Origin of the sequence: Ensifer sp. ENS09 (assembly GCF_014852425.1) — a bacterium.
Taxonomy (GTDB): Bacteria; Pseudomonadota; Alphaproteobacteria; order Rhizobiales; family Rhizobiaceae; genus Ensifer.
In genome coordinates, this window is the sequence record NZ_JACVBP010000001.1 from 535,828 (window position 1) to 561,757 (window position 25,930).

The window sequence follows — 25,930 nt, forward strand, 5'->3', positions numbered from 1 at the left end:
CCGGCAGGCGGCCCCTCAACCGCCTGCCGGCACCTTCTCCGCGCAGATGGGGAGAAGGGGATGTGGGGCACATCTTCATGTCCCCACGTACTCCGCGTGTCAGTGGATAGCGCCTGCATCAGGGCGCTCGGCAGCCCGGCACGCTCTCCGTGCCCGCCTGCCGGTGAGGTTTAGTTCTCGGATTGACTCCGAGGACATTGAGCTAGCAGAGAGACCAGCCACCCGCCCAGGGGCTCAAGCCGCGTAGCTTCGATGCCCCTGTCCGTGCGTACCCATTCCTTCAGTACCGGTGCGGAAGCGTTCGATCTTCTCGTTGAGCGCTTCCACCTGTCGGCGCAGGCCGTGGATTTCGGCAGTGTTCTCTTCGACCATCGCGGCATTCTGCTGGGTGATCAGCTCGACCTCGTGCACCGCCGAGTTCACTTCGTTGAGGCCGGTATACTGGTCTGCGGCCGAAGCCTCGATGTTGCTGACGAGGTCGTGGATCGTGCCGATATGGCTGTTGATCACCGTCAGCGCGTCGCCGGTTTCCTGGACGAGAGCGACGCCGCTTCTCACCTGTGCCGAGCTTTCGGAAATCAGCCCCTTGATCTCGCGGGCAGCCCCGGCGCAGCGCTGGGCGAGCTCGCGCACTTCCTGCGCCACCACGGCAAAGCCGCGGCCCGCCTCGCCTGCCCGCGCCGCCTCGACGCCGGCATTCAGCGCGAGCAGGTTGGTCTGGAAGGCGATCTCGTCGATGACACCGATGATCGTGCTGATCTTCTCCGAGGAGCGGTTGATCTCGGCCATGGCATCGATCGCCTTGGCGACCACCTGGCCGGAATGCTTGGCGTAGGAATTGGTCTCGCCGACCGAAACCGTCGTCTTGCGGGCGCTTTCGGCCGTCGCGCGGACGATATCGGTCAACTGCCGCAGCGCCCGTGAGCTTTCTTCGAGCGCCGCCGCCTGTTGCTCGGTCCGGCGCGCCAGGTCGTCCGCAGACGAAGCGAGATTGCCGGTGCCGCCGGTGATCTCGCCGGTGACGACGCGCACGTCGGCAAGCGTCGCCCGCAGCGCCTCGACGGCATTGTTATAGGTGCGGGCCATGATCACGTAATCGGCCGGCAGGTCCTCGGACATGCCCTCTTCGAGATCGCCGTCGGCAAGTGCCGCCAGCACGTCGGAGAGCGCGTTCAGCGCCTGCATCTGCTCGGCCTCGATGCGGGCGCGCTCGGCCGCCCGGCGCGTTTCCTCTTCCGCAGAAAGCGCACGCGCAGCCTCGGCCTCGCGACCAAGCCGCACGTTCTCGACCGCATTGTCGCGGAAGACGGCAACCGAGCGCACCATGTCGCCGATCTCGTCGCCACGGTTGCGGCCCTCGATGGCAACGTCGAGATCGCCATTGGCAAGCCGCGTCATCGTTTCCGTCACGCGCTTCAGCGGGCCGCGCAACGTCTCGACCAGCATCAGGCCGCCGATAATGGCGAGCAGCGTGCCGGCGATCATCGCCACGATCGAAACATCGGCCGAGCGCTGGCTGTCGACCTTGCCGGCCTCCTGGGCGCTGCTGACAAAGCTCTCAAGCGTCGTGCTGGCGGTTGCGACCATCGTCGCCGCTTCGCTCTTTGCCGCCTGCCAGCGGCCGCCGACATCGATCAATGCTGCCGTGCCCTTGTCGATGTTGTCGAGCGAAGGGCCGAGCTTGCCCGGCAGATCGCGAAGGGCTGCATTCTTGCCGCCGAGTTCGCCAAGTTTGGCTGCCGTCTCGCGAACTGCCTGGATGTCGGCCATGACCGGCGCGCGGCCGGCTGCATCGAGCTTGCGATGCAGCTCGCTGATGTGCAGCCGCGTGCTGTCGAGGCCCTTGAAGGTGTCGCCCATCAGCGCGATCAAGGTCTTCAGCTGCGAGATCTCGGCATCCATGCCGACGAAGCGCTTGGCGGCCGTGTCGGAATTCTTCGCAGCCTCCTTGGCAAAGTCGGCCTCATATTTCGAGAACTTGCTGAGGATCGGCACCAGCGCGTTCTTCTTCGCCTCGTTGTCCTCGCCGCCGGCAAGGATCGCCTGCACCTTCGTTGCCTGGTCCTTCACTTCGGCAATCGGCGCCTGCACCTTTTCCGAGGCGATCTTTTCGGCTTCGTCAATCTGCTTCATGAGATGCGGCAGAAGCTTGTTCGCCTGGTCGACCTTGGCGTCGGGATTGACGGCCATCGTCACCGGCAGGCGGAATTTCTTGATGCGCTCGGCAAGACCCTGATAGGCGGCGGCATCGAAAAGCAACGCCTTGGCGAAGGCTTCCTTTTCGCCGGATTCCTTGCGGATGATGTCGATCTGCTTGTAGGCGCCGTTGCCCTGTTCGGTCATGTCGGCGAGCGCCTTGTCGAGCGACGCTGTCACCTGGTCACGTTCGATCTTGGTCGCCCAGAGCTTGTCCGTCTGGCTGCGCATCGCGCTTCCGAGCGCCAGCACAGAGGCGATCTCCGCCTTGTCCTCGGCACGGTTCAACAGGTCGTCGAGCGCCTTCACGCCGCTTTCCTGTTCGTCGATCTGGCTCGACAGGGCCGTGCGTGTCTCTTCGCTCGGCGCATCGGCAAACGCCTGCAGCGCGCCGCGCAGCGCCTGGAAATCCGAGAGATTGTTGATGGTTTCCCGCGTCACGGTCATATGGCCGTTGAGCGTACGGGCAGTGAAGAAGCCGATGAGACCAATGCCGGCGATAAGCGCCACGAGCGGAACCACGAAAAGCAGAACCTTGGTGACGATACGCAGCCGTTGCAGCAAGCGATCGATGAAAGACATTGCGCACCCCTGATTATTCTTATGGGAAGCAGGCCCGCGCGGCGGCTTTTCTTGGTGGAAACACCGATAGGACATCGGCCGAAGGCTCTCCCAAGCCTCAAGCAAACGCCCCTGGAATGGCCACCCTGCAAGGTTTATTGCGGCGCCACCCCGCCGATCGCGTCATGCGAATGGATGCGGAATTGCGGCGACGATAGGCAGTGAAACTTAAGATTCCACGAATAAGCTTATGTTCGAGCGCACCCGTTTTACCGGCAAACGACAGTCTTTCCTGCACAGGGTTCGGCGCGAAAACACCTCTTCTACTTGTCGAACAAGAAAAGTCGTCGCGTCATGCGATCCCGTTTGCACAAGGCGGCAGCCAATGCTTAAACATTAGGCGATCCATTCACGGATTCGCCTCCCATTCGCCGGCAGCGCAGTCCGCTCGTCCGGCGCCGCAGGACAGCCAGCATGCAAGCCTCCACCAATTTCCGCGGCATTCTTTTCATGTGCCTGGCGATGGTCACGTTTTCCTGCAACGACGCGCTCGTCAAATCCGTCACCGGTGCGATGAATGTTGGGCAGATCATCTTCGTGCGTGGCTTGCTGACGACGCTGATGGTCGTGCTCGCCGCCTGGCACTTTCGCGCCTTCCGGCCGATCGGAACGCTGATGCGGCCGGTAATCCTCTTGCGCATCGCCATGGAGGCGCTGGCCTCCGTCACCTACATCTCGGCCCTTGGCCAGATCCCGCTCGCCAATGCCTCGGCGATCATGCAGGCGCTGCCCCTGGCAGTCACGCTCGGCGCCGCGCTCTTCCTCGGCGAGCCGGTCGGCTGGCGCCGCTGGACCGCCATTATCGCCGGCTTCATCGGCGTGCTGATCGTGCTCCGGCCGGGCCCCGAGGGCTTCACGCCGGCGGCGCTGACCGTGGTCGGCTGCGTCTTCGTCACCGCCACCCGCGACCTCTGTACCCGCCGCATCGGCCACGACGTGCCGGCGCTCTACATCACCGTATCGACTTCGCTCGTCACCACCATCGTCGGCGCCCTGCTCATCCAGCCGATGGGCGGCTGGCAACCGATGTCGACGACCACCTTCAGCCATATCGCTGCGGCGAGCGTTCTTTTGATGCTCGGCTACCAGACGATCGTGCTGGCGATGCGGGCCGGCGACATCTCGGTGATTGCGCCCTTCCGCTACACCAGCCTGATCTGGTCGATTGCGATCGGCATATTCTTCTTTGCCGAGGTGCCGGATCACTGGATGCTGGTCGGCGTCGCGATCATCATCGGCTCGGGCCTCTACACCTTCTACCGCGAGACGCTACGTGGCCGCAAAGCCGTCGCCCAGCGCTCGCTGACCGGCCCACTGGAATAGGAGCCGACAATGCCCGAAAGCCCTCCCTCGCCCCTGATCAGCGCGTCCCGGCCCGCCGTCGTCCTTGCCGGCGGATTGTCGCGCCGTATGGGCAGCCCGAAGTTCGGCCTTCAGCTCGGCGGCCAGACGATGTTGACGCGCATCGTCGCCCGGCTTCAGCCTCAGGTGACGAGCGTCGCCGTCAACCTCAACGCCGATCCGGCTGGCGCCATGGATGAAAGCGTGCCCGTCATCGCCGATACGGTCCCCGGGTTTCTCGGTCCGCTTGCCGGCGTGCTGACAGCCATGCGCCATGTCGCGGCCACCAATCCGGCCGCAAGCCACGTCGTCGTCGTTCCGACCGATACGCCGTTCTTTCCGGACGATCTCGTCACCCGAATGGTGGCCGCCCTGACAGAGCAGCAGCAGATCGCCGTTGCGGCATCCGACGGGCAGATGCATCCGCTGTTCGGGCTCTGGCCGCTCGCCCTTGCCGACGAACTTGAGGCCTTCCTGACCAGCGATCCGAAGCGCCGCGTCCGCGCCTTCATCGAAAGCCACTCGTCGGTCACGGTCGATTTTCCGCTCGTCGCGACGACAAAAGGCGCATTCGACCCGTTCTTCAACGTCAATACGCCCGAGGATCTGATCGACGCGGAGCACTGGTTGCGTTTCTTCGAGGATGACAAGACATGAGCGCCATGAAGATCTTCGGCATCGCCGGCTGGAAGAATTCGGGCAAGACCGGCCTGATGGTGCGGCTCGTCACCGAACTGACGCAGCGCGGCTACGTCGTCTCCACCGTCAAGCACGCCCACCACGACTTCGATATCGACAAGGTCGGCGCCGACAGCTACCGCCACCGCGAGGCTGGCGCCCATGAGGTGACCATCGTCTCCGGCACGCGATTTGCGATCATGCATGAATTGCGCGGCGCGCCAGAGCCAAGCTTCGAGGATATCCTGGCGCGGCTTGCGCCCTGTGATCTCGTGCTCATCGAAGGCTACAAGCGCGAACCGATCCCCAAGGTCGAGGCCCGCCGGTTGGAGTCGGCAAACCGCGAGCCGCTGGCCCCCACGGATCCGCACATCTGCGCGATCGCCGCCGACCATCCGGTTTCCGATAGCGATCTTCCGGTCTTCGACCTCGATGACACGGACGCGATCGCCGACTTCGTCGAGAAGGTCACGGGTCTCAAGCGCAAGGACGCGGCTTCCTGACCAATACGCGCGGGCCTGAGGTCGACAGTCAAGGCGTCCTGGCGTCGCGATACTTCTGCGGCAGCCCGTCGAGCAACTGCTGCGCCTTCTGCATCCCTTGTTTCGCCGCCCTGGCATACCATTCGGCAGCCGACGCAAGATTTTGCTCCACGCCGGCGCCCCTTGCATAGGCGATGCCGAGATTGAGTTGCGCGTCGGCGTTTCCCTGCTCGGCGGCCTTGCGAAACCATCTGGCTGCAGCCGCAGCGTCGCTTTCCACACCGATGGCATTGAGATAGGCCACGCCGAGACTGAACTGCGCCAGAGCGTAGCCCTGATTGGCCGCGAGTTCATAAAGCCGCGCCGCCTCCTTGAGGTTCTTCTCGAGGCCGAGGCCGCCTGCGTACATCACCGCAAGATGGAACTGGCCGCGGGGATCCCCGCGATCAGCCAGTGTCAGAAACCAGCGGTGCGCTTCCGCGTAGCTTTCTCCGGTGCCGGTCCCCTTCAGGTACATGAGGCCGACGTTCAACTGGGCTTTGGCATCCCCTTGCTTGGCCGCCTTCAGGTAGAGGTCAAAGGCCGCTGCCGGATCCTTCTCGACGCCGCGACCGAGCATGTAGAAGGTGGCGAGGTCCACCTGCGCTGCAACCATCCCCTGGTCGGCCGCCTTGCGGCACCAGTTCACCGCCTCCCGATCGTCGCGTCCGACGCCGAAGGCGCGCACGTAAACGCCGCAGAGCAGATTTTGCGCTTCCTTATGGCCGGCGTTCGCAACCGGGCGAAGCCAGCGAAGTCCCTCCTGGGCGTCGATTCGCCCCGCCTCGCTGTTGAAATAGAGCCGGCCGGCATTCGCTTGCCCATCAACATATCCCTGCTCGGCGGAACGCAGGTACCAGCGCAGCGCTTCGGCCATGTTGCGTTCCACGCCGACACCCTTCTCATACATGAAACCGAGGTTGTACTGGGCACGCGCCTCTCCGGCGACCGCGGCTCGCGACGTCCATCGGTAAGCCTCCGCGTCATTCTTCAGCGTGCCGCTGCCTTGGAAATAGGCGATGGCCAGATTGTGCATGGCGGCCACCAGGCCTTGTTCCGATGCTTTCCGATACCATTCAAACGCCGCGGCCGGGTCGCGCGCCGTACCGCGCCCCTGCTGGTAGAGAAAGCCTAGGTTGAACTGGGCCGCCGCATAGCCTTGTTCAGCCGCCAACCGGTAATAGGTGAAGGCCTGCGCATCGTCCTTGGCGACGCCCAACCCCTGTTCGTAGATCACCCCGAGACTGTATTGGGCTTCCGGAACGCGCTGCTCGGCGGCGAACCGAAACCATCGTCCGGCCTCCTCATAGTTCTGCTTCACGCCTTCGCCGCCGTTGAAATAGATGGTGCCGAGGTGGAATTGCGCCTTCGCATCGCCGCTCTCGGCCGCCTTCCGGTACCAGCCGATCGCCTTCAGGAAGTCGCGCTCAACGCCCTCGCCGGTGTGGTAACGCATACCGAGATCGACCTGCGCCTGGACATCGCCGTCTTCAGCCCGCTCCAGCACCTTGTCGAACGGCGGCAGGCCCGGGGCCGCACCGTCCGCGTGGACGGAGGACGAGAACACCGACGACATCAGGGCGACAACGAGTCCGAAGACGACGCGCTTCATCCACACCTCCCAGGCTACCGCTACGCGGAAAAATCCTATGGCGAGGTTCCTTCAACCGAAAATCGATTTCGACAGACGGCTTCAACGCGTCGAGCAGCGGCCGTCAATTGCTGGGCTGCGCACCATGCGCGCCGCCCAATCAACTCCGCGGCCGGGCGCCCGATGTACCTCGGGGATGCCGTGGGCCACGGCCCTGCTGGTCATCGTCAGTTCGTCGCGCCGACGGCCGTTTGGTCCGGAATGTCGTTCAGACGCACGAAGCTGTAGCCCTTGGCCTTGAGGTCGAGAATGCCGCGGGCAACGCCGGCGCCGGCCGAATGGGTCGGCTGGTTGATGTGGGCGATGATGACGTCGCCGTCCTTGGCGGCGCGAATGCGCTTTTCAGCCATTGCGGCCCCCAGCAGCGAGCCGCCGTCGCCGTTCACCGAGTAGCCGGCGATGCGGTAACCCATGGCGCGGATCTGGCTCATCGACGAATGGGTGTATTTGGCCGTCGCGCCGCGAAACCACTTCGGCGCCGGCAGTCCATGCGCCTTGATTGCGACAGCGCCGCCATCGACTTCGGCCGCGACCGCCGCCTCGGAGCCGGCTGCCGCGATACCATAGACGGAGATCTTCACGTCGATCGGCGGCACGTGCATCGCGCCGTGGTCCTCGATCTCGAACAGATCAGGATGTGCCTTCATCACCTCGACGACGAGGCCGTTGCGCTTCAGCCAGCGCGCGGTGACGAAGATCGTCGCCGGGATACGGTTTTCGATCAGCGTGCCGAGGATGCGCATGTCGGTGGCGCCGCTGCAGGCGTCAAGCGTCAGCGCAACCCGCGGGGCTGCGCCCTTTCCGCCGGGATTGGAAGGCAGACGCAGATCCGGCTCGACGAGCCCAGGCGCAGCGGTGGCCGCATGGGCGAACGTGGTGGCGGCAACAAGCGCGAGAACAAGGGCTTTCATGGCAATCCGAGGAAGAATGTCTGGGAAGGAATGTCAAATGACAGAAACCCGCCTTTTGCGAGGCGGGTTTCCGGGATTTAGGTGGGCAGCCCTGCCCGAAGCTTGATCGGCGCCTAGCGCTGCGCGACCGGGCGAACCAGCGGCGTCACACGGCGAATGGTGACGCGACGGTTCTGCTGCTCGGCATCCTGGGTGCGAACCTTCAGGAAGCGCTCGCCATAGCCCTGGGTCGCCAGGTTTTCCGGCGGAATGCCGTAAACCTCGGTGAGCAGCGAGGCGACCGATTCGGCGCGCTTGTCGGAGAGCACCAGGTTCGAGCGGTCCGAGCCGACGGCATCGGTGTGGCCTTCGATGAAGAAGGTTTCACCCGGATCCTTGGCAAGGATCTTCTCCATCGCGGCTGCGACCTTGCGCATGGTCTTGGCCTGCGACATCGACACTTCGGCACTGCCCGTCGGGAAGGTGATGGTGTCGAGGTCGACGCGGCGAACCTTGTCACGCAGGCGGGCGGAGTGGCGCACTTCGTCCATCGTGTAGACGCGTTCGACACGCTCGACCGGCGGCTCGGCGAGGAACTGGTAGTAGTCGCGATCGGGATCGTCGGAAACGTCGGCGATGTAGTCGCGGACCGGGATGCGCAGGCGCATCGGCGGCAGTTCGTAGCCGACGTCGATGATCGCCGGACGCGGGCCTTCGTCACGCTCGGGCGCATAGATCATCAGGTATTCGTTGCCGTCGCGGTCGACACGCGAGCGCTGCAGAATGTCGCCGTAACGGTTGTAGACGGTGACGATCCGGTAGCCGCCCGGACGCACGATGGTTTCGCGGGTGCGGCCACGCGGAAGCTGATCGTAGTAGGTCTCTTCCGCATCGTAACGCAGGCGCGGACGGTCGTCGCCACGCACGAAGATCTGGTCGCCGACCCCGAGGATCACCCGGTTGTCGATCTGTTCGACGATCTTCACCTCGGTGATGTTGTTGGTGATGTTGTTGACCGTCGTGTTGTTGTTGATCACCGTGTTGTTGATAACGGTGTTGTTGACGATGTTGGTCGTCTCCGGAACCACGAAGACCGGAGCCTCGTCGACGCGCGTACCCTTTTCGTTGAGGTTCGCTTCGATCTTCTGCGGCAGGTCGGCCTGGATCTCGGCAGCGATCGCAGCCTGCGCTGCGGCATCGTCGGCTGGCGGCGGTGCGTCCTCTTCCTTGGCGCGCAGTTCCTCGCGCAGCTTCTGACGCTCTTCGCGCGCCTGGTTGCCGCCGGCATTGTCGGCGTCCTTGTCGCTGTCGAGCACGGCCGCACCGTTTTCGACCGGCAGGACGACGGTTTCGTCGGTCGCGGCCGGATCGTCGGCGATCTTCACCTTCTCTTCTTCGGTACGGGTATCGACCACTTCCGGAGCCGGCTGCTGCACCTGCGGCTGCTCGGCGGTCACCGGCTGCTCGGTGCCGGGCACGGGCTGGCCTTCGCCGGTCTGCGGCTGCTCGGTACCAGGCACAGGCTGTCCTTCACCCGTCTGCGGCTGCTCCGCACCAGGCACAGGCTGGCCTTCACCCGTCTGCGGTTGTTCCGTGCCGGGTGCAGGCTGCCCTTCGCCGGTCTGCGGCTGCGGCTCGACGGCAGGAGCGGTTTCGCCACCGGCCTTCTGCTCTTCGGCAGCCTTCTGCTCTTCGGCAGCCTTCTGTTCGTCAGCAGCCTTCTGCTCTTCGGCAGCCTTCTGTTCGTCAGCAGCCTTCTGTTCGTCAGCAGTCTTCTGCTCTTCGGCAGCCTTCTGCTCTTCGGCAGCCTTCTGCTCTTCAGCAGCCTTCTGCTCTTCAGCAGCCTTCTGTTCGTCAGTAGTCTTCTGCTCTTCAGCAGCCTTCTGCTCTTCAGCAGCCTTCTGCTCTTCAGCAGCCTTCTGCTCTTCGGCAGCCTTCTGCTCTTCGGCAGCCTTCTGCTCTTCAGCAGCCTTCTGCTCGTCAGCGGCCTTCTGCTCTTCGGCAGCCTTCTGCTCTTCGGCAGCCTTCTGTTCTTCAGCAGCCTTCTGCTCGTCAGCGGCCTTCTGCTCGTCAGCAGCCTTCTGTTCCTCAGCAGCCTTCTGCTGCTCGGCGGCCTGACGGGCAGCTTCTTCCTCAGCGGCCTTCTGCTGTTCGGCGGCCTGACGGGCAGCCTCTTCCTCGGCAGCCTTCTGCTGTTCGGCAGCCTGGCGCGCAGCTTCTTCCTCAGCGGCACGCTGCTGTTCGGCCGCCTGGCGCGCTGCCTCTTCCTCGGCAGCACGCTGCTGCTGCTCGGCGGCTTGGCGCGCGGCCTCTTCTTCAGCGGCGCGCTGCTGTTCGGCAGCCTGGCGCGCAGCTTCTTCTTCCGCCTGGCGCTGTTGCTGCAGCAGCAGTTCCTGGTCGGATTGGCCACCGCCCTCCTGTGCAACCTCGAATGGCTTCATCAGGCTGTCGGCCACGGCAGGCGGAACCGCCACGGACACCGACAGCACCGGCAGCGCGACGGTCGCAAACAGCTTGGATCGAATCGACATTTTGTCTTCCTTCCTCTTCCTGGGAGGTCCTGGCCCGCATCCTCTCGTCAACCCATGAGACGCTGACGAAGGGAATACGAACACGAATACTTACGGGGCCTTGACCCAAGGTTTCGGCTTTTTTGTGTTGGCCGCGAGACGCGCGGTCCAATGCAACGCCCAAACCGCGAACCGGTTCCTTGACAAGGGCTAGCGGAGGCAAGATTAACCGCCGCTGAACGCCTTGTTCATGTTTCTCCGACACTGAAAAGCACAATCATCGGTCGAATTCCGATTCCCGTTGAGCGCCTTCGCTTTCCTGTTGATTTTTAGTGGAAAAGAGTACGAATATCGCCACAACCGGCGGCAGACGCCCCGGCTGAAATTGGCATCCGCGAAAAACAACAATGCCGGATGTCGACCAACAGAGAGGACTATCATGCGTATTTCCAAGCGGCTGGCAGCCGCCGCATCGGCTGCCGTTTTCGTGCTCATGGCAGGCTCGGCCATGGCCGACGGCGAAAAGGTCGTGATCGGCACGGAAGGCGCCTACCCGCCCTTCAACAACCTGGAAGCGGACGGCACGCTGACGGGCTTCGACATCGACATCGCCAAGGCGCTGTGCGTGGAAATGAAGGCCGAGTGCACTTTCGTGACGCAGGACTGGGACGGCATCATTCCGGCGCTCATCGCCAAGAAGTTCGACGCCATCATCGCGTCCATGTCGATCACCGCCGAGCGCAAGGAAAAGGTCGACTTCACCAACAAGTACTACAACACCCCGCCGGCAATCGTCGTGCCGAAGGATTCGCCGATCACCGAGGCAACCGCAGCCGCCCTTCAGGGCAAGGCGCTCGGCGCGCAAGGCTCGACCACCCATTCCAACTATGCCGAAGCGCATATGAAGGGTGCCGAAATCAAGCTCTATCCGACGGCTGACGAGTACAAGCTCGACATCGCCAACGGCCGTATCGACGCGGTCATCGACGACGTCGTCGTGCTCTCGGAATGGCTGAAGACTGCTGACGGCGCCTGCTGCAAGCTGCTCGGCACCCTGCCGATCGACCCCGTCATCAACGGCGACGGCGCCGGTATCGCGGTCCGCAAGGGCGACGATGCGCTGCGCGAGAAGTTCAACAAGGCGATCGAAGCGATCCGCGCCAACGGCAAGTACAAGGAAATCAACGAAAAGTACTTCCCATTCGACGTTTACGGCAGCTGATTGACTGTTTCCGGTGCGATTTCCTAGTGAATCATGCCGGAAAAACGTCGGTTGATGCGAAAATTGCAACGGCGGATGGCTTGCCCTTCCGCCGTTTTTGTTTGACAAGTGCCTAAAACAAAGCGCGATCGATACGCATAAAAACAGCGCAAAAGGGGAAATCTCTGACATGAGCGGGTTGTTTGCCGGCTTCTATTCCATCCTCTCCTGGATCGGATCGATCGTCGATCCATTCTGCGGCCCGGTCGGGGTCTTTACCTGGCTCGCACCTGGCACGCTTCTCGCCTGCGGTGACACCGGATGGGGTGACGATATCGCCCACGGCTTCGTCATTACCGCGAGCCTTGCCATCGCAACGCTGCCCGTCGGCCTGTTGATCGGCTTTTTCATCGCGCTCGGCAAACAGTCCGAAGAGCGCACAGTTCGGCTCGCGTCGAACATTTACACGACGATCTTCCGCGGCTTGCCCGAACTGCTGACGCTCTTCATCGTCTATTACGGCCTGCAGATCCTCGTTCAACAACTGCTGGCATCGCTCGGCTACGACGGTCCGGTCGAGATCAATGCCTTCTTCGCCGGCATGATCGCACTCGGCGTCGTCTTCTCCGCCTATTGCTCGGAGGTGCTGCTGTCGGCTTTCAAGGCCATCCCGCATGGACAATACGAAGCCGGTGACGCCCTTGGCTTGCATCGCGGCCGCACCATGCGCCTCATCATCCTGCCGCAGCTCGTGCGCATCGCCCTGCCCGGTCTCGGCAATCTCTGGATGGCGCTGCTCAAGGACACCGCCCTCGTCTCGGTCGTCGGCCTGACGGACATCCTGCGTCAGACCGGCATTGCCGCCCGCGTGACCAAGCAGGCCTTCGAATTCTACGGTGTTGCCTGCGTGCTCTTCCTCATTCTTGCGATGATCTCCTCGATCGTCTTCTCCTACATTGAACGGCGAACCAAACGTGCGGAGATGGGCCGATGAGTGTCGTTGCAACGATGATCCCGCCGCAGGCGCCGCCGCCGGTTCCGGCGAAGCCCTACACGCTCACCCGCTTCGTCGGCAGCGTTGCGCTCGGCATCTGGCTGGCGCTCGGCGTCGGCATCTTCCTGACCGTGGTCGGCGGCTGGGATCCGGACAAGTTCGCCAAGTACGGCCCGCGTTTCATCAACGGCCTCGGCGTCACGCTGATGCTGGTCGGCCTTTCGATCGTCATGGGCGCCATCCTGTCGCTGCCGATCGCCTTTGCCCGCATGTCGAAGAACAAGGTCCTGTCGTGGCTCGCCTACGGTTATGTCTACTTCTTCCGCGGCACGCCGCTGCTGGCACAGCTCTTCCTCATCTATTACGGCCTCGGCAGCTTCCGCCCGCAGCTCGAAGCGGTCGGCCTGTGGTGGTTCTTCCGTGACGCCTGGAACTGCGCGATCTTCGCCTTCACGCTCAACACCGCAGCCTACCAGGCGGAAATCCTGCGCGGCGCGATCGAGAGCGTGCCGCGCGGCCAACGCGAGGGCGCTGACGCGCTCGGCCTTCCCCAGCGCGTCGCCTTCTGGAAGATCATCCTGCCGCAGGCGATGATCGTGGCGCTGCGCCCCTACGGCAACGAAATCATCCTGATGATCAAGGGCTCGGCGATCGTCGCGATCGTCACAGTCTTCGATCTCATGGGCGAAACACGCTACGCCTTCTCCCGCACCTTCGATTTCCAGATGTATATCTGGGCAGCCATTCTCTACCTCATCATGGTCGAGATCCTGCGCAACATCTGGAGCCTGCTGGAAGCGCGGCTGACGCGCCATCTGAAGCGCTAGGTTTTCTACGTCGATTTCGAACGGGCTTGGCAGCACTCCCAAAGAGAGGCTGCCAAGCTTTTGTTATTTCACGAGAAAGTTTCACTTCGGGACAAACATTAGCCCTTGATTAACAAATCAGGCGTTTCATCATAGAGACCAACCTTTGCGAGAAGTGAGGTCCACATGACGAACGAGATGGAACTTCAGCTCAAGGGCTATGGACTGACGACGGCGCAGATCCTCTACCACCTGCCCGACCATCCGGCCTTCCTCCAAACCTACATCTGGCAGCACTACGACCTGGCACCGGAATTCCCGGAGATGCGCAGCTTCCTGAAATTCTGGGAAGAGAAGCTCGACGGGCCGTTGCATTCGGTGCGCTACGTGCACCGCAAGCTGATCTCGGCCACCGAATGGCGCGCACTGAAGGGCGAGTTCATTCTGCACTGAGAGCTTCACTGGTGATCGCTCTCTGTCGTCGAGACCGGCGAGACGTGACGCCCGGCGCCTTCAGACATGCACCTCCCCATGCGCCAGTTCGCCCTCGTGCGGCTCCTTGTGCAGCGAGCCGTAGAGCACCACCCCATAGAACAGCACGACACCGATGATCACCGGCCAGCCGGGCAACGGACCGAGGGCTGCATTCTGGGCGACGTCCATCCAGGAGCGCACGTGGCCGAAAGGCTCGCCATTGGTGGAGATCTTCGGCGACGAAATCTTCAGCGCCCAGGCGAGCAGCAGGATCAGGTACATCCAGCAGTAATTGCGTTGCAGCCGGCGGCAGACCGCTTCCCGGTAGCTCATCAGGAAGGCGGGCTTGCGCAGGCTCTTGGCGATCGACGCCGCCCAATTGAGGTTCGGCGTGCCGTCGGGCGCCAGGATCTGGGCGAAGTAGCCGCGCTCCAGTTGCCGCACCCGGGCGCGGTAGACGTCGAAGAAGCGATAGCGCCGGGCTTCGATCAGAAGCAAGAGCGTGATCAGCAGCATGGCGAAGAGCAGCACGCCATGATGCGACGACGGCGTCGATAGTGAGACCGAAAGCAGCGCCGCAACGACAGTGATTGCCCAGTTGGACGTCCGGTCAATGCGGTCGCGCCAGCCGGCCATGCGCCCCATCTCGCCGCGATAATAATGCACCACGGCGTTGATCTGTTCCTGCGACGTCTGCGGCAAAGGCGGGCCTTTCGGCTCCTTCGTTTCGGCGCTCAAGATCAGCGGCCCAAGCTCGGCGGACATCGGCATTCCTCCCGTCTTTTCTTATGCTTGCGATGATGACTCCTTTCCTGTCGCCGATAAATCCCGATGACGCCGCATGGCGACGTTTTTCGTTCAAAAGATCAATGAAATCCTGCCACTGGCCACAGGCACGCCCGACCTGCCGCCGCAAAGCTTTCGCCGACGGAGATTGCCAAAGACCGGCTGCGGACGTAAGAAGCGCCCATGACCCAGAAAAGCACGAAAATCGACGAGGAAGCGCTGGCCGAGGCCTATAATCGCGCCCTCTCCCTGGAAAAGTCCGGCAAGTTCGATGCCGCCGCGGACGCCTATCACGAAGTGCTGGCGCTCGATCCGGAAGACCACGGCGGCGCCGCCGTGCGGCTGGCCTCGATGGGACGCGGCGAAACGCCTGTGAAGGCGCCCGACGCCTATGTCGCCACGCTCTTCGACCAGCATGCCGAAGTCTTCGACAACGTGCTCGTCGACCAGCTCGGCTACTGCGTGCCCTTGCTCGTTCGCCAGCGCCTGCAGGCGCTTGAGCTCGGGCCGTTCGACCGCGTGCTCGATCTCGGCTGCGGCACGGGGCTAACCGGCGGCGCGCTGCGCGACATGGCCGAAGACATCACCGGCGTCGATCTCTCCGAAAACATGGTCGAGATCGCCCATGAAAAAGACCTCTACGAGACGCTCTACGTCGCCGAAGCGGTCGACTTTCTCGACGACAATGACGACGAGCCCTTCGACCTGATCGTCGCCACCGACGTGCTTCCCTATATGGGCGCGCTCGAGGCGCTGTTCTTTGGCGCCGTCGACAACCTCGTGCCGGGCGGCCTGCTGATCTTCTCCAGCGAGACGCTGCCCACGGAAACCTTCGCCGGCCGCGATTTCATGGTCGGCCCGCACCAGCGCTTTGCCCATGCCGAGAGCTACCTGCGCGACCGCCTCGCCGCCACCGGCTTCGAGATCGTCGAAGTCGGCGACATCACGGTTCGCCTGGAAGAAGGCGAGCCGATTGCCGGACATCTGGTGGTCGCACGCTTCAAGCCCTGATTGGGCCATGACGGCATCATGAGAAGGGAGCATCGCACGATGCTCCCTTCTCTCTTTTCCGCACCCGCGCCATCGGCTACACCAAGGCGAAAGCAATGGGAGTATTCGGAAAATGGCAAAGGTTGCATTCATCGGTCTCGGCGTCATGGGCTACCCCATGGCCGGCCACCTCAAGGTCCGCGGCGGGCACGAGCTGACGGTCTATAACCGCACCTTCGCCAAGGCCGAGAAATGGGCTGCCGAGTTCGGCGGTCGCGCGGCGCGCACGCCGGCGGAAGCTGCCGATGGCGCCGATTTCGTCTTCTGCTGCGTCGGCAATGACGACGACTTGCGCTCGGTCACCACCGGCAAGGACGGCGCCTTCGAGAAATTGAAGGCCGATGCCGTCTTCATCGACAACACCACGGCCTCCGCCGAGGTCGCCCGCGAACTTTACGAGGCGGCCAAGGCCCGCAACGCTCACTTCATCGACGCCCCGGTTTCCGGCGGCCAGGCGGGTGCCGAAAATGGCGTGCTGACGGTGATGTGCGGTGGCGACGAGGCCGCCTTTGATCGCGCCAAGCCGGTCATCGAAGCCTTTGCCCGCATGGTCGGCCTGATGGGCCTGGCCGGCGCCGGCCAGATCACCAAGATGATCAACCAGATCTGCATCGCCGGCCTCGTCCAGGGGCTCGCCGAAGGCATTCATTTCGGCAAGAAGGCCGGCCTCGACATCGAGAAGGTCGTCGACGTCATCTCCAAGGGAGCGGCCGGCTCCTGGCAGATGGAAAACCGCCACAAGACCATGAACGCCGGCAAGTACGATTTCGGCTTTGCCGTCGACTGGATGCGCAAGGATCTCGACATCGTGCTCGCCGAAGCCCGCCGCAACGGCGCCAAGCTGCCGGTGACGGCGCTGGTCGACCAGTTCTACGGCGATGTGCAGGAAATGGGCGGCAATCGCTGGGATACGTCCTCGCTGCTCGCCCGCCTCGAAAAGTGAGCCTCGGCCCCTCCTCGACCGCAGACGAGATCATCGCTCATCTGCGGTCACTCGGCTCCAAGGACAATCTCCCCGGTATGGCACGTTTCGGCATCGTCACCGATAGCGCGATCGGGCTCTCCAATGTCGAACTGCACAAGATCACCCGGCTGGTGAAAGCTGATCACAGCCGTGCGCTGGAGCTCTGGCAGTCCGGCATTCGCGAGGCGCGCATCCTGGCCGCCTTCACCGCCAATCCGCAAGTGTTGACGCTCGACGAGGCGCGCCGCTGGGCGGAGGACTGCAATTCCTGGGAAGTGGTCGATACCGTCGCCGACCTTTTCATTGCCGCACGCTTCGAACGCGAACTGATCCCGGAGTTTGCCGCCGACGAACGGGAATTCGTCCGCCGCATCGCCTTTGCGATGATCGCCACGGCTGCGGTTCACCTGAAGAAGGAGCCGGACGCAACGCTTCTCGCCTGGCTACCGTTGATCGAGCAGCATTCCGGCGACGATCGCAACTTCGTCAAGAAGGCGGTCAACTGGGCGCTCCGGCAGATCGGCAAGCGCAGTGCCGCCTGCCACGGCCCGGCACTTACACTGGCTAAGAAACTGGCGGAAAGCGAAAACCGCGCCGCCCGCTGGACGGGCAAGGACGCGGTTCGCGAACTGTCGAACGAAAAGATCCTGGCAAGGCTTGGCCTCGCCTGAGCCTTAGCTGAGGTCAGTCCTCGCTGGACTTCGCCTGGTCGATCATCATGTAGTCGAGCGGCAGCTCGGTCGTATACTTGATCTGCTCCATGGCGAAGACGGAGGAGACGTCGCGGATCTCGATCTTGGCGATCATGCGCTTGTAGAAGGCGTCATAGGCCGCGATGTCAGGCACGACGACGCGCAGCAAATAGTCGACGTCGCCGCTCATGCGGTAGAACTCGACCACTTCCGGAAATTCGGACACCACCTCGGAGAACCGGCGCAGCCACTCCATCGAGTGGGAATTCGTGCGGATCGAGACGAAGACCGTGACCTTGGTGTTGATCTTCACCGGATCGAGCAGCGCGACGCGACGGCGGATGACGCCGTCCTCTTCCATCTTCTGGATGCGCCGCCAGCACGGCGTGGTCGAAAGCCCGACCTTCTTGGCAAGGTCGGCAACGGCCAGCGTGGAATCCTCCTGCAGCAGGCGCAGGATTTTGCGGTCTAGGCGATCCATGAGAGTCCCTCTCGAATTATTTTTCCCTCTATAGCGCGAAATTGGTGAAGATAAAGAAAATTGTTTCAATTCGCGAGAACGGAAACGCGTTCGCGCAGAAAGGGCAGCACGTCCGCCTCGAACCAGGGATTGCGCTTCAGCCAGCCGGTGTTGCGCCAGCTTGGATGCGGCAGAGGCAGGATCGCCGGCACAGCGTTGCGCATGGCGTAGCGCCGCCAATCCTTCACCGTCTCGGTCATCGATTTCGGACAGTCCGGGCCGATGTGCCAGCGCTGCGCATAGTGGCCGATCGCCAGCACCAGCTCCACCTGCGGCATCTGCTCCATTACCCGGTGGCGCCAGAGCGGCGCGCATTCGCGCCTCGGCGGCAGGTCGCTGCCATGGGCGTCATAGCCCGGAAAACAGAAGCCCATCGGCACGATCGCGAATTTATCCGGATCGTAGAAAGCCTCGCGATCGACGGCCAGCCACTGCCGCAGCCGGTCGCCGGACGCATCGTTGAACGGCAGGCCGCTGTCATGCACACGCAGCCCGGGCGCCTGCCCGGCAATCAGGATGCGCGCGGCAGTGGAGATCACCGCCACCGGCCGCGGCTCGTGCGGCAGCCGGTCGGCCTCGCCACGTTGCGGATTGTCGCGACAGATGCGGCAGGCGGCAATGTCTGCCCGCAACCGTTCGAGTTGAGCAATGCGATCGTCAGGCATCGGCGATACCGGAAAAGAGTGCGGTCAGGCGTTCGAGCAGCCAACCGCGGATCGCGGCAAGCCAGCCATCAATCAGGTGCGGCCCCTCGTCGGGATGACCGTTTGTCCGACGCCACTCCTGCGGCTTCACGAACTCGCCGGCCCAGAGCCCGCGCTGCTCCCGTTCAGCCCTTGCCTCCTCGGCCTCATAGCGTCCGTAGCTCACCGCATAACCCGAAAGCACCATTTCGCGCCCGACATCGCGGCTGGCCGCATCGCAGATACCAAGCTCGCGGCCGTATTTGTCGCGGCCGTGAAAACGACAGCGCACATCGCCCGCCGATATCAGCGCCCGCAACCGGTCGCGCGCCTCACGGCCGCAATCCCAGGCAACGCCGTCGCGCTGGCAGGTCTGGGCGAGTTCCGGCGCATCGATGCCCTCGATGCGGACGCGCTTCCCGTCGATCCGCAGGCTGTCGCCGTCGCTCGCAATCGCCGCGCCCCGTGCTGAACCGGTCGCAGATCGCTCTCCGACGGGCAACCGGTCGGCGAAAAAGGCGCCGATCGCGAGCAGCAGAAGAATGATCCATCCGCCGGCCATGCCGCGACGTCCGCCGGACGGCGGATGACCGCGGGACCTGCCGCGGCCCCTGGGAAACCGATATGTCGTCCGCCCGAATTTCACGCCTGCCCTAACCTCGTTTGCCCGCACGGTGCCTGACAGACCAGCGCGTCATAAACATGGTCGATTCCAAAAGATTAGAGAAGGAATCTCACATGCAGCACGATCTGTTGCGCCCTTGAACACGGCTGCGCCACAATGGTTGTCGAATCCTTCACGCACCGCAGCAACTTCTTAAGGATTGCTCACTAGACTGCAACGCAATCGCAACCGTCGCATATGAGCATGAGTATCGCTGCCAGCACATCGACCGATAAGATTATCGTCGACAAATCGCGTAGCCATCGAAACAAGGCTGTTTCGAGGACAGTCCGCGCGACGCGCGAACGGCTGCAGACGGGCTCGTCGGTGCCTTCGGGCTTCGAGCGCGAGATGCTCAATCTCTACATCGACAGTGCGCTGCATGGCGCGATCGCCATCCCGGTGCTCGTCGCGCTGATAACAGCGGTCGGTATCTACCTCTCCGGCAATCTCGGCTTCGTCCTCTGGGCGGTCATGACGCTTTCGGCCCATGCCGTCACGCTCTTCTTTGCGCGTAAGGCACGCCGGGAAGACATGAGCGCCGAGAAGGTTCCGGTCTGGCGTCGCCGCTTCCTGCTCGGCCAGGTGCTGATGGGCCTCTGCTGGGCGACCTTCGTGGCGCAGGATTGTGCCAGTTGCGGCAATGTGCGCTTCGGCTTCTTCGAGGGTACGGTGCTGCTGGTCGCGCTTGCTGCGACCGCCATGGGCACGTTCCTGCTGCGCAACGCGCTCCTCTACACGTTCGCACCGGTCGTCGCCGCCCTCGCCTTCGCATCGCTCACGACCGGCGACCCCATCTATGTCGGCCTCACCGGCATCATCTCGCTGTCGCTGCTCTTCCTGGTGCTGATGACCGACCGGATGAACCGCGCAAGCGTTCACATCCTTTCCGTTCAGTCGGAAAAGGACGACCTGATCGCGGAACTCGAAGTGGCAAAGTCGATGTCCGACGAAGCCCGCCGGCGCGCTGAAGAAGCCAACCTCGCCAAGTCGCGATTCCTCGCATCCATGTCGCACGAGCTGCGCACGCCGCTGAACGCCATTCTCGGCTTCTCCGAGGTGATGTCGACCGAGGTTCTGGGCCCGCTCAGCAACCCGACCTACAAGGAATACACCAACGACATCCACCGCTCGGGCGAGCATCTCTTGAACCTCATCAACGAGATCCTCGACCTGTCGCGCATCGAGGCTGGCCGCTACGATCTCAACGAGGATTCAGTCAGCCTCGTCGATATCGCCGAGGATTGCATCGGCATGGTGCAATTGAAGGCCCGCGCCAAGAACATCACGATCCACCAGCAGTTCGAACACGGCATGCCCTCGGTCTGGGTCGACGAAAAATCGATGCGCCAGGTCATTCTCAATCTGCTGTCGAATGCCGTGAAGTTCACCAGTACCGGCGGCGAAGTCACCTTCAAGGTCGGCTGGACTGCCGGCGGCGGCCAGTATCTCTCGATCAAGGACAACGGCCCGGGCATTCCCGAAGAGGAAATTCCGATCGTTCTTTCCGCTTTCGGCCAGGGCTCGATCGCCATCAAGAGCGCTGAACAGGGCACCGGTCTCGGCCTGCCGATCGTCCAGGCGATCCTTGCCAAGCACAATGGCGAATTCATTCTGCGCTCGAAGCTGCGCGAAGGCACTGAAGCCATCGCCATCCTGCCGGCCCGCCGCGTGCTCGAAAGCCTGCCGGCGATCGAGGATGTGTCAGCCCCGGTTCGCCGCCGCAAGAGCTTCGCCTGATCCATGCACATCGAAACGCAACGCCTCAGGCTTCGGCCCTGGGAGGAACGCGACATCGCGCCCTTTGCGCTTGCGAATGCCGATCCCGAAGTCCGGCGCTACTACTATCCGGCCATTCTGACGCACGACGAAACGGCAGCGATGATTGACGACTGCACCCGTCACCTCGCCGACCGCGGCTTCGGTTTCGTCGCCGTTGAACGCAAGTCCGATGGGGCGCTGATCGGCGGTCTCGGCCTTTCGGAGGCCGGAGACGAAATCCCCGGCGGTCCGCATGTCGAAATCGGCTGGATCCTCGCCCGCGTCCACTGGCGGCAGGGTTATGCGCTGGAGGCGGCGAGCGCCTGCCTGGACCATGCGTGGCGCGCACTCGGCCTTGCCGAGGTCATCGGTTACACCTCGCGCATCAACCAGCCGTCGCGGGCACTGATGGAACGATTGGGCATGCGCACGGATCCGGCCGAGGACTTCGACGACGTCACGGTGCCCGTGGGCAACCCGCTGCGCCCGCACGTGCTCTATCGGGTGAAGGCGCCGGCCGGCTGGCCGATTAGTTCATGAAGCCATCGAAGATCACGACATAGGCGGCATAGACGCCGTTGGCGACGATCAGGCAGAGGCAGGCGAAGGATCCGAGATCCTTGGCGTTCTTGCCCATTTCCGAGATTTCGGGAGAAACGCGATCGACGATTTCCTCGATGGCCGTGTTGATCGCCTCGAAGGCCATCATCAGCAGGAAGAGGATCGCCATCGCCACATATTGGAAGAAGGTTGCGCCGACGACGATGAAAGCGACCATCGCAGCAGCAAAGGCGATCAGCTCATGGCGGAAGGCCGCCTCGCCGATCAGCCGCTTGGCGCCGCCGAGCGAATAGCTCGCAGCGGCAAACAGATGCCGAATGCCGGTCTGCTTTTCGACAGGACCCGTCTGTCCAATGCGGTGCGTGGTGTTCTTGGCGTCCATTTCGTCTCGACAGGGCTTGAAACTATGCTTGCTTCGACATCGTGATTGAGGCGAATGCAAGGCGGTTTCGGTTGCAGGCACCCAAGGACTATAGCTAGGGCGCGCATTTGCGCTTTGGATAGGCGAGAAGGACGCATCCATCAAGGCCCGGCACACGACGGCGTCGCGCCCGTGACAGGCCTTGGACAGAAACCGGCCGGTCTTCCTGCAAAGACCGGCCGAAACTTCACTATTCCTTGTTGCTGACGCCGGCCTGGGCAAAGGTCGCCATGCCGCTGTGGCAGGCGGCTGCCGCCTTGACGATGCCGGCGGCGAGCGCCGCACCCGTGCCTTCGCCGAGCCGCATGCCGAGCGCCAACAGCGGCGTCTTGCCGAGCTTCTCGATTGCGCGCAGATGCCCCGGCTCGCCCGAGACATGGCCGATCAGGCAATGGTCGAGCGCGGACGGGTTGGCTGCCCTCAAGATCGAGGCCGCGGCGGTCGCCACGTAGCCGTCGATGATCACGGGCACCTTCTGCACACGCGCCGCCAGGATGGCGCCGGCCATGGCCGCAATCTCGCGGCCGCCGAGGCGGCGCATTAGTTCGAGCGGATCGGACAGGTGGTCGCGATGCAGCGCCACGGCCTTTTCGACGGCAGCGATCTTGCGCTTCAGCACCTCGCCTTCGGAGCCGGTGCCCGGGCCGACCCATTCCTCGGCCGTGCCACCATAAAGGCCGAGATTGATCGCGGCCGCGATCGTGGTGTTGCCGATGCCCATTTCGCCGATGCACAGCAGATCCGTGCCGCCGGCAATTGCCTCCATGCCGAAGGCCATGGTCGCCGCGCAATCGCGCTCGGAAAGTGCCGCTTCCTCGGTGATGTCACCGGTCGGATATTCGAGCGCCAGGTCGAAGACCTTCAGCCCGAGGTCGTGGCTGACGCAGATCTGGTTGATCGCAGCACCGCCGGCAGCAAAGTTCTCGACCATCTGCGCGGTGACGGACGACGGGAACGGGGTCACGCCCTGACGGGTGACGCCGTGGTTTCCGGCAAAGATCGCCACCAGCGGCCGGTTGACGGCCGGCGCCTTGCCGGTCCAGGCGGCGAGCCAGAAGGCGATTTCCTCGAGGCGGCCGAGCGCGCCGGGTGGCTTCGTCAGCTGGGCGTCCCGCTCCCGTGCGGCAACCAGCGCGGCCGCATCCGGGCCCGGCAGGTTGCGCAACAATTCGCGAAAGTCATCAAACGGCAGGCCGCTGGCACTCATGGGAGGAATCCTTGCATCATCGTGAAGCTCTATCTACGCCCCTCATAGAGGTCGCTGAAAATTCGGGCAACGACATTTGCGCCAATCGGCGTCGCCGCCTCGATCCGTCAGCGGTTGCAGGCGGCCGGTGAAAGGTCTTGGAAAAGTGTGGCCGGTACGCACCGGCGGGCCCGTCCGGCTTGCGAGACTCGCCGCAGTCGGCGAGTTTGGCAGAGGCCGGCTCAATGGCCGCAACCTTGGAGGAGCCATGGGCTTCGTTGGCGATTTCTGTGACGATGTGGCGCGGTCGATCGGCTTCTTGAGCCGCATCCCCATGCCCGCGCGCCATTTCGAAGGCTATGACGGGCGCTTGAGCCGCGCCGTGCGCGCCTTCCCGCTTGCCGGCCTGCTGATTGCCTTGCCGTCGGCCGCCGTCGCCATGGGCCTCGTGGCGCTGCAGGTGAGCTCGCTTTTTGCCGCCTTTGTCGTCGTCGCCATCCAGGCGCTTGTCACCGGCGCGTTGCACGAAGACGGGCTTGGCGACACGGCGGATGGCTTTGGCGGCGGCCGCGACCGCGACGCGGCGCTTGCGATCATGAAGGACAGCCGCATCGGCACCTATGCGGCCGTCGCCCTCATCCTCTCCTTCGGTCTGCGCGTCTCGGCGCTCGCCTCGATCCTGCCGCTCTTTTCACCGCTCGGCGCTGCCATGGCCGTCCTTGGTGCCGCGTGCCTCAGCCGCGCCGCCATGGTCTGGCACTGGTCCTCGCTCCCACCAGCACGCAGCGGCGGTGTCGCCGCAGCAGCCGGCGCGCCCGAGCCGGCGGCCACGCGCTTCGCGCTCGCCTCGGGCGTTCTTGTTGCTATGCTGCTCTTCTATCTTGCGCAGGTTCCATCGCTTGGCCTCGTCGCAGCGCTCGTCGCATTCCTTGTCACCGTCAAGGGTTTCGCTCGGCTGGCAATGCGCAAGATCGGCGGACAAACGGGCGACACGATCGGAGCCACGCAGCAACTGACCGAAATCGCCGTACTCGGTGCCCTTGCGCTGACGGTTTGAAACATCGATATATCAAGGGAAAACTGAGCACGCCCATGGAATCTCCCTGCATTCTCGTCTGTTCGATCGATGACAAGACCGGCTACTGTTTCGGCTGCGGCCGCACCCGCGACGAAGTCGGACGCTGGACGCTCTATACCGATGCCGAACGCCGGGCGATCATGAGCGCATTGCCTCAGCGCCTCGAGACCGTCGAGCGCAAACCGCGGCGTGAAACCCGGCGCACGCGCATGGCGAGGGAACGCGGCGAAGCATGACCCGTCTTGCCATCCTGCTCTCGATCCTGGCCATCGGTCTCGTCCTGCTGATCGTCAACCACGACACCGGCCGCACAATGGGGCTTGCCAACGACCAGTTCGGACAACTGGTTTCGCTCGGCGCCATCGCCACGCTGATCGGCGGCGGCATCCTGCAAAGCCGCCACCGCTTCGGCGAAGGGCTGCGCCAGATCGCCATCTGGCTCTTCGTCGTTCTGGCGCTGGTCTCGGCCTATGTCTACCGCTTCGAGCTGCAGGGCTTCGGCAACCGCCTGCTCGCCGGCCTGATCCCCGGCCGCGCCACCATCATCACCGACAGCGAAGGCCAGCAGGAAGTGGTGCTGCAGAAGATGCTGAACGGTCATTTCGAGACCACCGCGACGGTCGACGGCAAGGACATCAGCATGCTGGTCGATACCGGCGCCAGCAGCATCGCGCTCACCTATGAAGATGCGGAAAAGATCGGCCTCGACCCGGCCAACCTCAATTACATCGTCACCGTCATGACTGCCAATGGCCGAGCCCAGGCAGCCCCGGTGATGCTTCAGGAGATTTCGATCGGCCCGATCACGCGCCGCAACATCGGTGCGACCGTTGCAGCCGAAGGCAAGCTCGACCAGAGCCTGCTTGGCATGAGCTTCCTGTCGACGCTGGAGATGCTGCAGATGCGCACCGACGAGCTGCGCCTGCGCGACTGACCGCACATCCGGCCGGTCACTGCTCCGGCCCGATCAATCCTGGCAGAGGAGCCGCTCATGGATTTCATGCGACTGCTGAAGTCGATCGAAGAGCTGCTCTACGAGCTCGTCTGCTGGCTGCTGTTCTATCCGCTGACCCTGTGGCGCACGCTGCGACACCCGCAGGCGATGATGCGCTATGCCGACGTCGAGCTCGGCGACGAGCTTCAGGACCAGTATTCGGATGCGCTGAGCCCACCGCTCTTTCTGCTGATCACGCTGCTTCTGGCACACGCGCTGGAGCTTGGCCTCGTCAGGCAGGCTGTTCCGTGGACCGCGACGTCGCTCCTTGCCTCCGATTCCAACCTGCTGATGTTTCGCGCCGTCGCCTTCAGCATTCTACCCTTGCTGATGGCGGTGAAGCTCCTGCGCAGCAAGGGTGCGAAGCTGACACGCGAGACGCTGCGTCCGCCCTTCTTCAGCCAATGCTATGTCACCGCGCCCTTCGCTTTTGCGATCAGCCTCGGCGGCCAATTGCTGCTTGCCGGGCACAACGCCTTCACCTCCGCCGGCGTCGTCTTCGTCGTCGCCTCGATCGTCTGGTACATCGTCGCCGAAACGCGCTGGTTCATGGCCGACCTCGGGCTTTCCGCCGTGCGGTCGTTCCTCCACGTCGTAATCACGATTCTTCAGGCGCTGCTTGCGATGGCCGTCGCCAGCACAATCATAGCCTATGCCAGCGGAGCTGTGCCGGCGCCGACACACTGA

26 protein-coding genes are annotated in these 25,930 nt (G+C 63.4%); 16 read left to right on the top strand and 10 right to left on the bottom strand.

The window, feature by feature from the left end:
* Positions 1-234 precede the first annotated feature (234 nt).
* Positions 235-2,778, bottom strand: coding sequence for a methyl-accepting chemotaxis protein (locus IB267_RS02650; protein ID WP_192446284.1), 2,544 nt, complete (start codon positions 2,776-2,778; stop codon positions 235-237).
* Between the two features lie 453 nt (positions 2,779-3,231).
* On the opposite strand from IB267_RS02650, the gene IB267_RS02655 reads away from it, so the two are divergent.
* Genes IB267_RS02655 through mobB form a run of 3 tightly spaced genes read left to right on the top strand, consistent with a single transcriptional unit; the run spans position 3,232 to position 5,339 of the window.
* Positions 3,232-4,140: a DMT family transporter gene (locus IB267_RS02655; RefSeq protein WP_043616450.1), complete on the top strand. Its 909-nt coding sequence runs from the start codon at positions 3,232-3,234 to the stop codon at positions 4,138-4,140.
* A gap of 9 nt (positions 4,141-4,149) precedes the next feature.
* Positions 4,150-4,815, top strand: coding sequence for a molybdenum cofactor guanylyltransferase MobA (mobA, locus tag IB267_RS02660; protein ID WP_192446285.1), 666 nt, complete (start codon positions 4,150-4,152; stop codon positions 4,813-4,815).
* Positions 4,812-5,339, top strand: coding sequence for a molybdopterin-guanine dinucleotide biosynthesis protein B (gene mobB, locus IB267_RS02665; protein ID WP_192446286.1), 528 nt, complete (start codon positions 4,812-4,814; stop codon positions 5,337-5,339). The genes mobA and mobB overlap by 4 nt, the downstream gene beginning before the upstream one ends.
* A gap of 28 nt (positions 5,340-5,367) precedes the next feature.
* On the opposite strand, the gene IB267_RS02670 is transcribed toward mobB, so the two are convergent.
* The 3 genes from IB267_RS02670 to IB267_RS02680 all read right to left on the bottom strand — a co-directional run bounded on the left by IB267_RS02670 (position 5,368) and on the right by IB267_RS02680 (position 10,429).
* Positions 5,368-6,969 (bottom strand): tetratricopeptide repeat protein, encoded by a 1,602-nt coding sequence (locus tag IB267_RS02670; RefSeq protein ID WP_192446287.1) that lies wholly within the window; start codon positions 6,967-6,969, stop codon positions 5,368-5,370.
* 206 nt (positions 6,970-7,175) lie between these two features.
* On the bottom strand, positions 7,176-7,919 hold the full coding sequence (locus IB267_RS02675) for a polysaccharide deacetylase family protein (protein WP_192446288.1): 744 nt from the start codon (positions 7,917-7,919) through the stop codon (positions 7,176-7,178).
* Positions 7,920-8,032: 113 nt separating this feature from the next.
* Complete coding sequence (locus IB267_RS02680) at positions 8,033-10,429, bottom strand: OmpA family protein (RefSeq protein WP_192446289.1); 2,397 nt, start codon at positions 10,427-10,429, stop codon at positions 8,033-8,035.
* 418 nt (positions 10,430-10,847) lie between these two features.
* On the opposite strand from IB267_RS02680, the gene IB267_RS02685 reads away from it, so the two are divergent.
* The 4 genes from IB267_RS02685 (at position 10,848) to IB267_RS02700 (ending at position 13,862) form a co-directional block, all read left to right on the top strand.
* Positions 10,848-11,630, top strand: coding sequence for an ABC transporter substrate-binding protein (locus IB267_RS02685; protein ID WP_034795139.1), 783 nt, complete (start codon positions 10,848-10,850; stop codon positions 11,628-11,630).
* Between the two features lie 169 nt (positions 11,631-11,799).
* Positions 11,800-12,603 carry an ABC transporter permease gene (locus tag IB267_RS02690; protein WP_034795142.1) on the top strand — a complete coding sequence of 268 codons (804 nt, stop codon included), beginning with the start codon at positions 11,800-11,802 and terminating at the stop codon, positions 12,601-12,603.
* The gene (locus IB267_RS02695; protein WP_192446290.1) at positions 12,600-13,430 is read left to right on the top strand and encodes an ABC transporter permease; all 831 of its coding nucleotides are present in this window, start codon (positions 12,600-12,602) and stop codon (positions 13,428-13,430) included. Before IB267_RS02690 ends, IB267_RS02695 begins: the two co-directional genes overlap by 4 nt.
* 165 nt (positions 13,431-13,595) lie before the next feature.
* The gene (locus tag IB267_RS02700; protein ID WP_043625476.1) at positions 13,596-13,862 is read left to right on the top strand and encodes an usg protein; all 267 of its coding nucleotides are present in this window, start codon (positions 13,596-13,598) and stop codon (positions 13,860-13,862) included.
* A 60-nt stretch (positions 13,863-13,922) separates the two neighbouring features.
* Here the strand turns inward: IB267_RS02700 and IB267_RS02705 are convergent, their stop codons facing one another.
* Entirely contained in the window at positions 13,923-14,648 is a 726-nt protein-coding gene (locus IB267_RS02705; protein WP_192446291.1) for a DUF2270 domain-containing protein, read from the bottom strand.
* 204 nt (positions 14,649-14,852) lie between these two features.
* On the opposite strand from IB267_RS02705, the gene IB267_RS02710 reads away from it, so the two are divergent.
* The 3 genes from IB267_RS02710 to IB267_RS02720 all read left to right on the top strand — a co-directional run bounded on the left by IB267_RS02710 (position 14,853) and on the right by IB267_RS02720 (position 17,354).
* Positions 14,853-15,680: a class I SAM-dependent methyltransferase gene (locus tag IB267_RS02710; RefSeq protein ID WP_192446292.1), complete on the top strand. Its 828-nt coding sequence runs from the start codon at positions 14,853-14,855 to the stop codon at positions 15,678-15,680.
* 112 nt (positions 15,681-15,792) lie between these two features.
* Complete coding sequence (locus tag IB267_RS02715; RefSeq protein ID WP_192446293.1) at positions 15,793-16,662, top strand: NAD(P)-dependent oxidoreductase; 870 nt, start codon at positions 15,793-15,795, stop codon at positions 16,660-16,662.
* Positions 16,659-17,354, top strand: coding sequence for a DNA alkylation repair protein (locus IB267_RS02720; protein WP_192446294.1), 696 nt, complete (start codon positions 16,659-16,661; stop codon positions 17,352-17,354). Before IB267_RS02715 ends, IB267_RS02720 begins: the two co-directional genes overlap by 4 nt.
* Before the next feature lie 13 nt (positions 17,355-17,367).
* Here the strand turns inward: IB267_RS02720 and IB267_RS02725 are convergent, their stop codons facing one another.
* The 3 genes from IB267_RS02725 to IB267_RS02735 form a co-directional block, all read right to left on the bottom strand.
* The gene (locus IB267_RS02725; protein WP_034795162.1) at positions 17,368-17,856 is read right to left on the bottom strand and encodes an Lrp/AsnC family transcriptional regulator; all 489 of its coding nucleotides are present in this window, start codon (positions 17,854-17,856) and stop codon (positions 17,368-17,370) included.
* A 65-nt stretch (positions 17,857-17,921) separates the two neighbouring features.
* Positions 17,922-18,560: a uracil-DNA glycosylase family protein gene (locus tag IB267_RS02730; RefSeq protein WP_192446295.1), complete on the bottom strand. Its 639-nt coding sequence runs from the start codon at positions 18,558-18,560 to the stop codon at positions 17,922-17,924.
* Complete coding sequence (locus IB267_RS02735) at positions 18,553-19,140, bottom strand: thermonuclease family protein (RefSeq protein ID WP_192446296.1); 588 nt, start codon at positions 19,138-19,140, stop codon at positions 18,553-18,555. Before IB267_RS02735 ends, IB267_RS02730 begins: the two co-directional genes overlap by 8 nt.
* 306 nt (positions 19,141-19,446) lie before the next feature.
* Between IB267_RS02735 and IB267_RS02740 the strand changes: the two genes are divergently transcribed.
* On the top strand, positions 19,447-20,982 hold the full coding sequence (locus tag IB267_RS02740) for a HAMP domain-containing sensor histidine kinase (protein ID WP_192446297.1): 1,536 nt from the start codon (positions 19,447-19,449) through the stop codon (positions 20,980-20,982).
* Positions 20,983-20,985: 3 nt separating this feature from the next.
* Positions 20,986-21,543: a GNAT family N-acetyltransferase gene (locus IB267_RS02745; protein ID WP_192446298.1), complete on the top strand. Its 558-nt coding sequence runs from the start codon at positions 20,986-20,988 to the stop codon at positions 21,541-21,543.
* Here the strand turns inward: IB267_RS02745 and IB267_RS02750 are convergent.
* Together IB267_RS02750 and cobT are read right to left on the bottom strand one after the other, a co-directional pair.
* Positions 21,533-21,946, bottom strand: coding sequence for a diacylglycerol kinase (locus IB267_RS02750; RefSeq protein WP_043625459.1), 414 nt, complete (start codon positions 21,944-21,946; stop codon positions 21,533-21,535). The genes IB267_RS02745 and IB267_RS02750 overlap by 11 nt on opposite strands.
* 229 nt (positions 21,947-22,175) lie before the next feature.
* Positions 22,176-23,192, bottom strand: a complete 1,017-nt coding sequence (cobT, locus tag IB267_RS02755) for a nicotinate-nucleotide--dimethylbenzimidazole phosphoribosyltransferase (protein ID WP_043625456.1) — start codon at positions 23,190-23,192, stop codon at positions 22,176-22,178.
* A gap of 247 nt (positions 23,193-23,439) precedes the next feature.
* Here cobT and IB267_RS02760 point away from each other — a divergent pair, with 247 nt between their 5' ends.
* From IB267_RS02760 to IB267_RS02775, 4 genes are read left to right on the top strand one after another with little or no spacing between them, the layout of a single operon-like run.
* Positions 23,440-24,228 (top strand): adenosylcobinamide-GDP ribazoletransferase, encoded by a 789-nt coding sequence (locus IB267_RS02760; RefSeq protein ID WP_192446299.1) that lies wholly within the window; start codon positions 23,440-23,442, stop codon positions 24,226-24,228.
* A gap of 35 nt (positions 24,229-24,263) precedes the next feature.
* A complete protein-coding gene (locus IB267_RS02765; protein WP_043626030.1) occupies positions 24,264-24,485 on the top strand; it encodes a DUF1289 domain-containing protein in 222 nt (73 codons plus the stop codon).
* On the top strand, positions 24,482-25,183 hold the full coding sequence (locus IB267_RS02770) for a TIGR02281 family clan AA aspartic protease (RefSeq protein WP_192446300.1): 702 nt from the start codon (positions 24,482-24,484) through the stop codon (positions 25,181-25,183). The genes IB267_RS02765 and IB267_RS02770 overlap by 4 nt, the downstream gene beginning before the upstream one ends.
* A gap of 57 nt (positions 25,184-25,240) precedes the next feature.
* Positions 25,241-25,930, top strand: a complete 690-nt coding sequence (locus IB267_RS02775; RefSeq protein WP_246765002.1) for a permease — start codon at positions 25,241-25,243, stop codon at positions 25,928-25,930.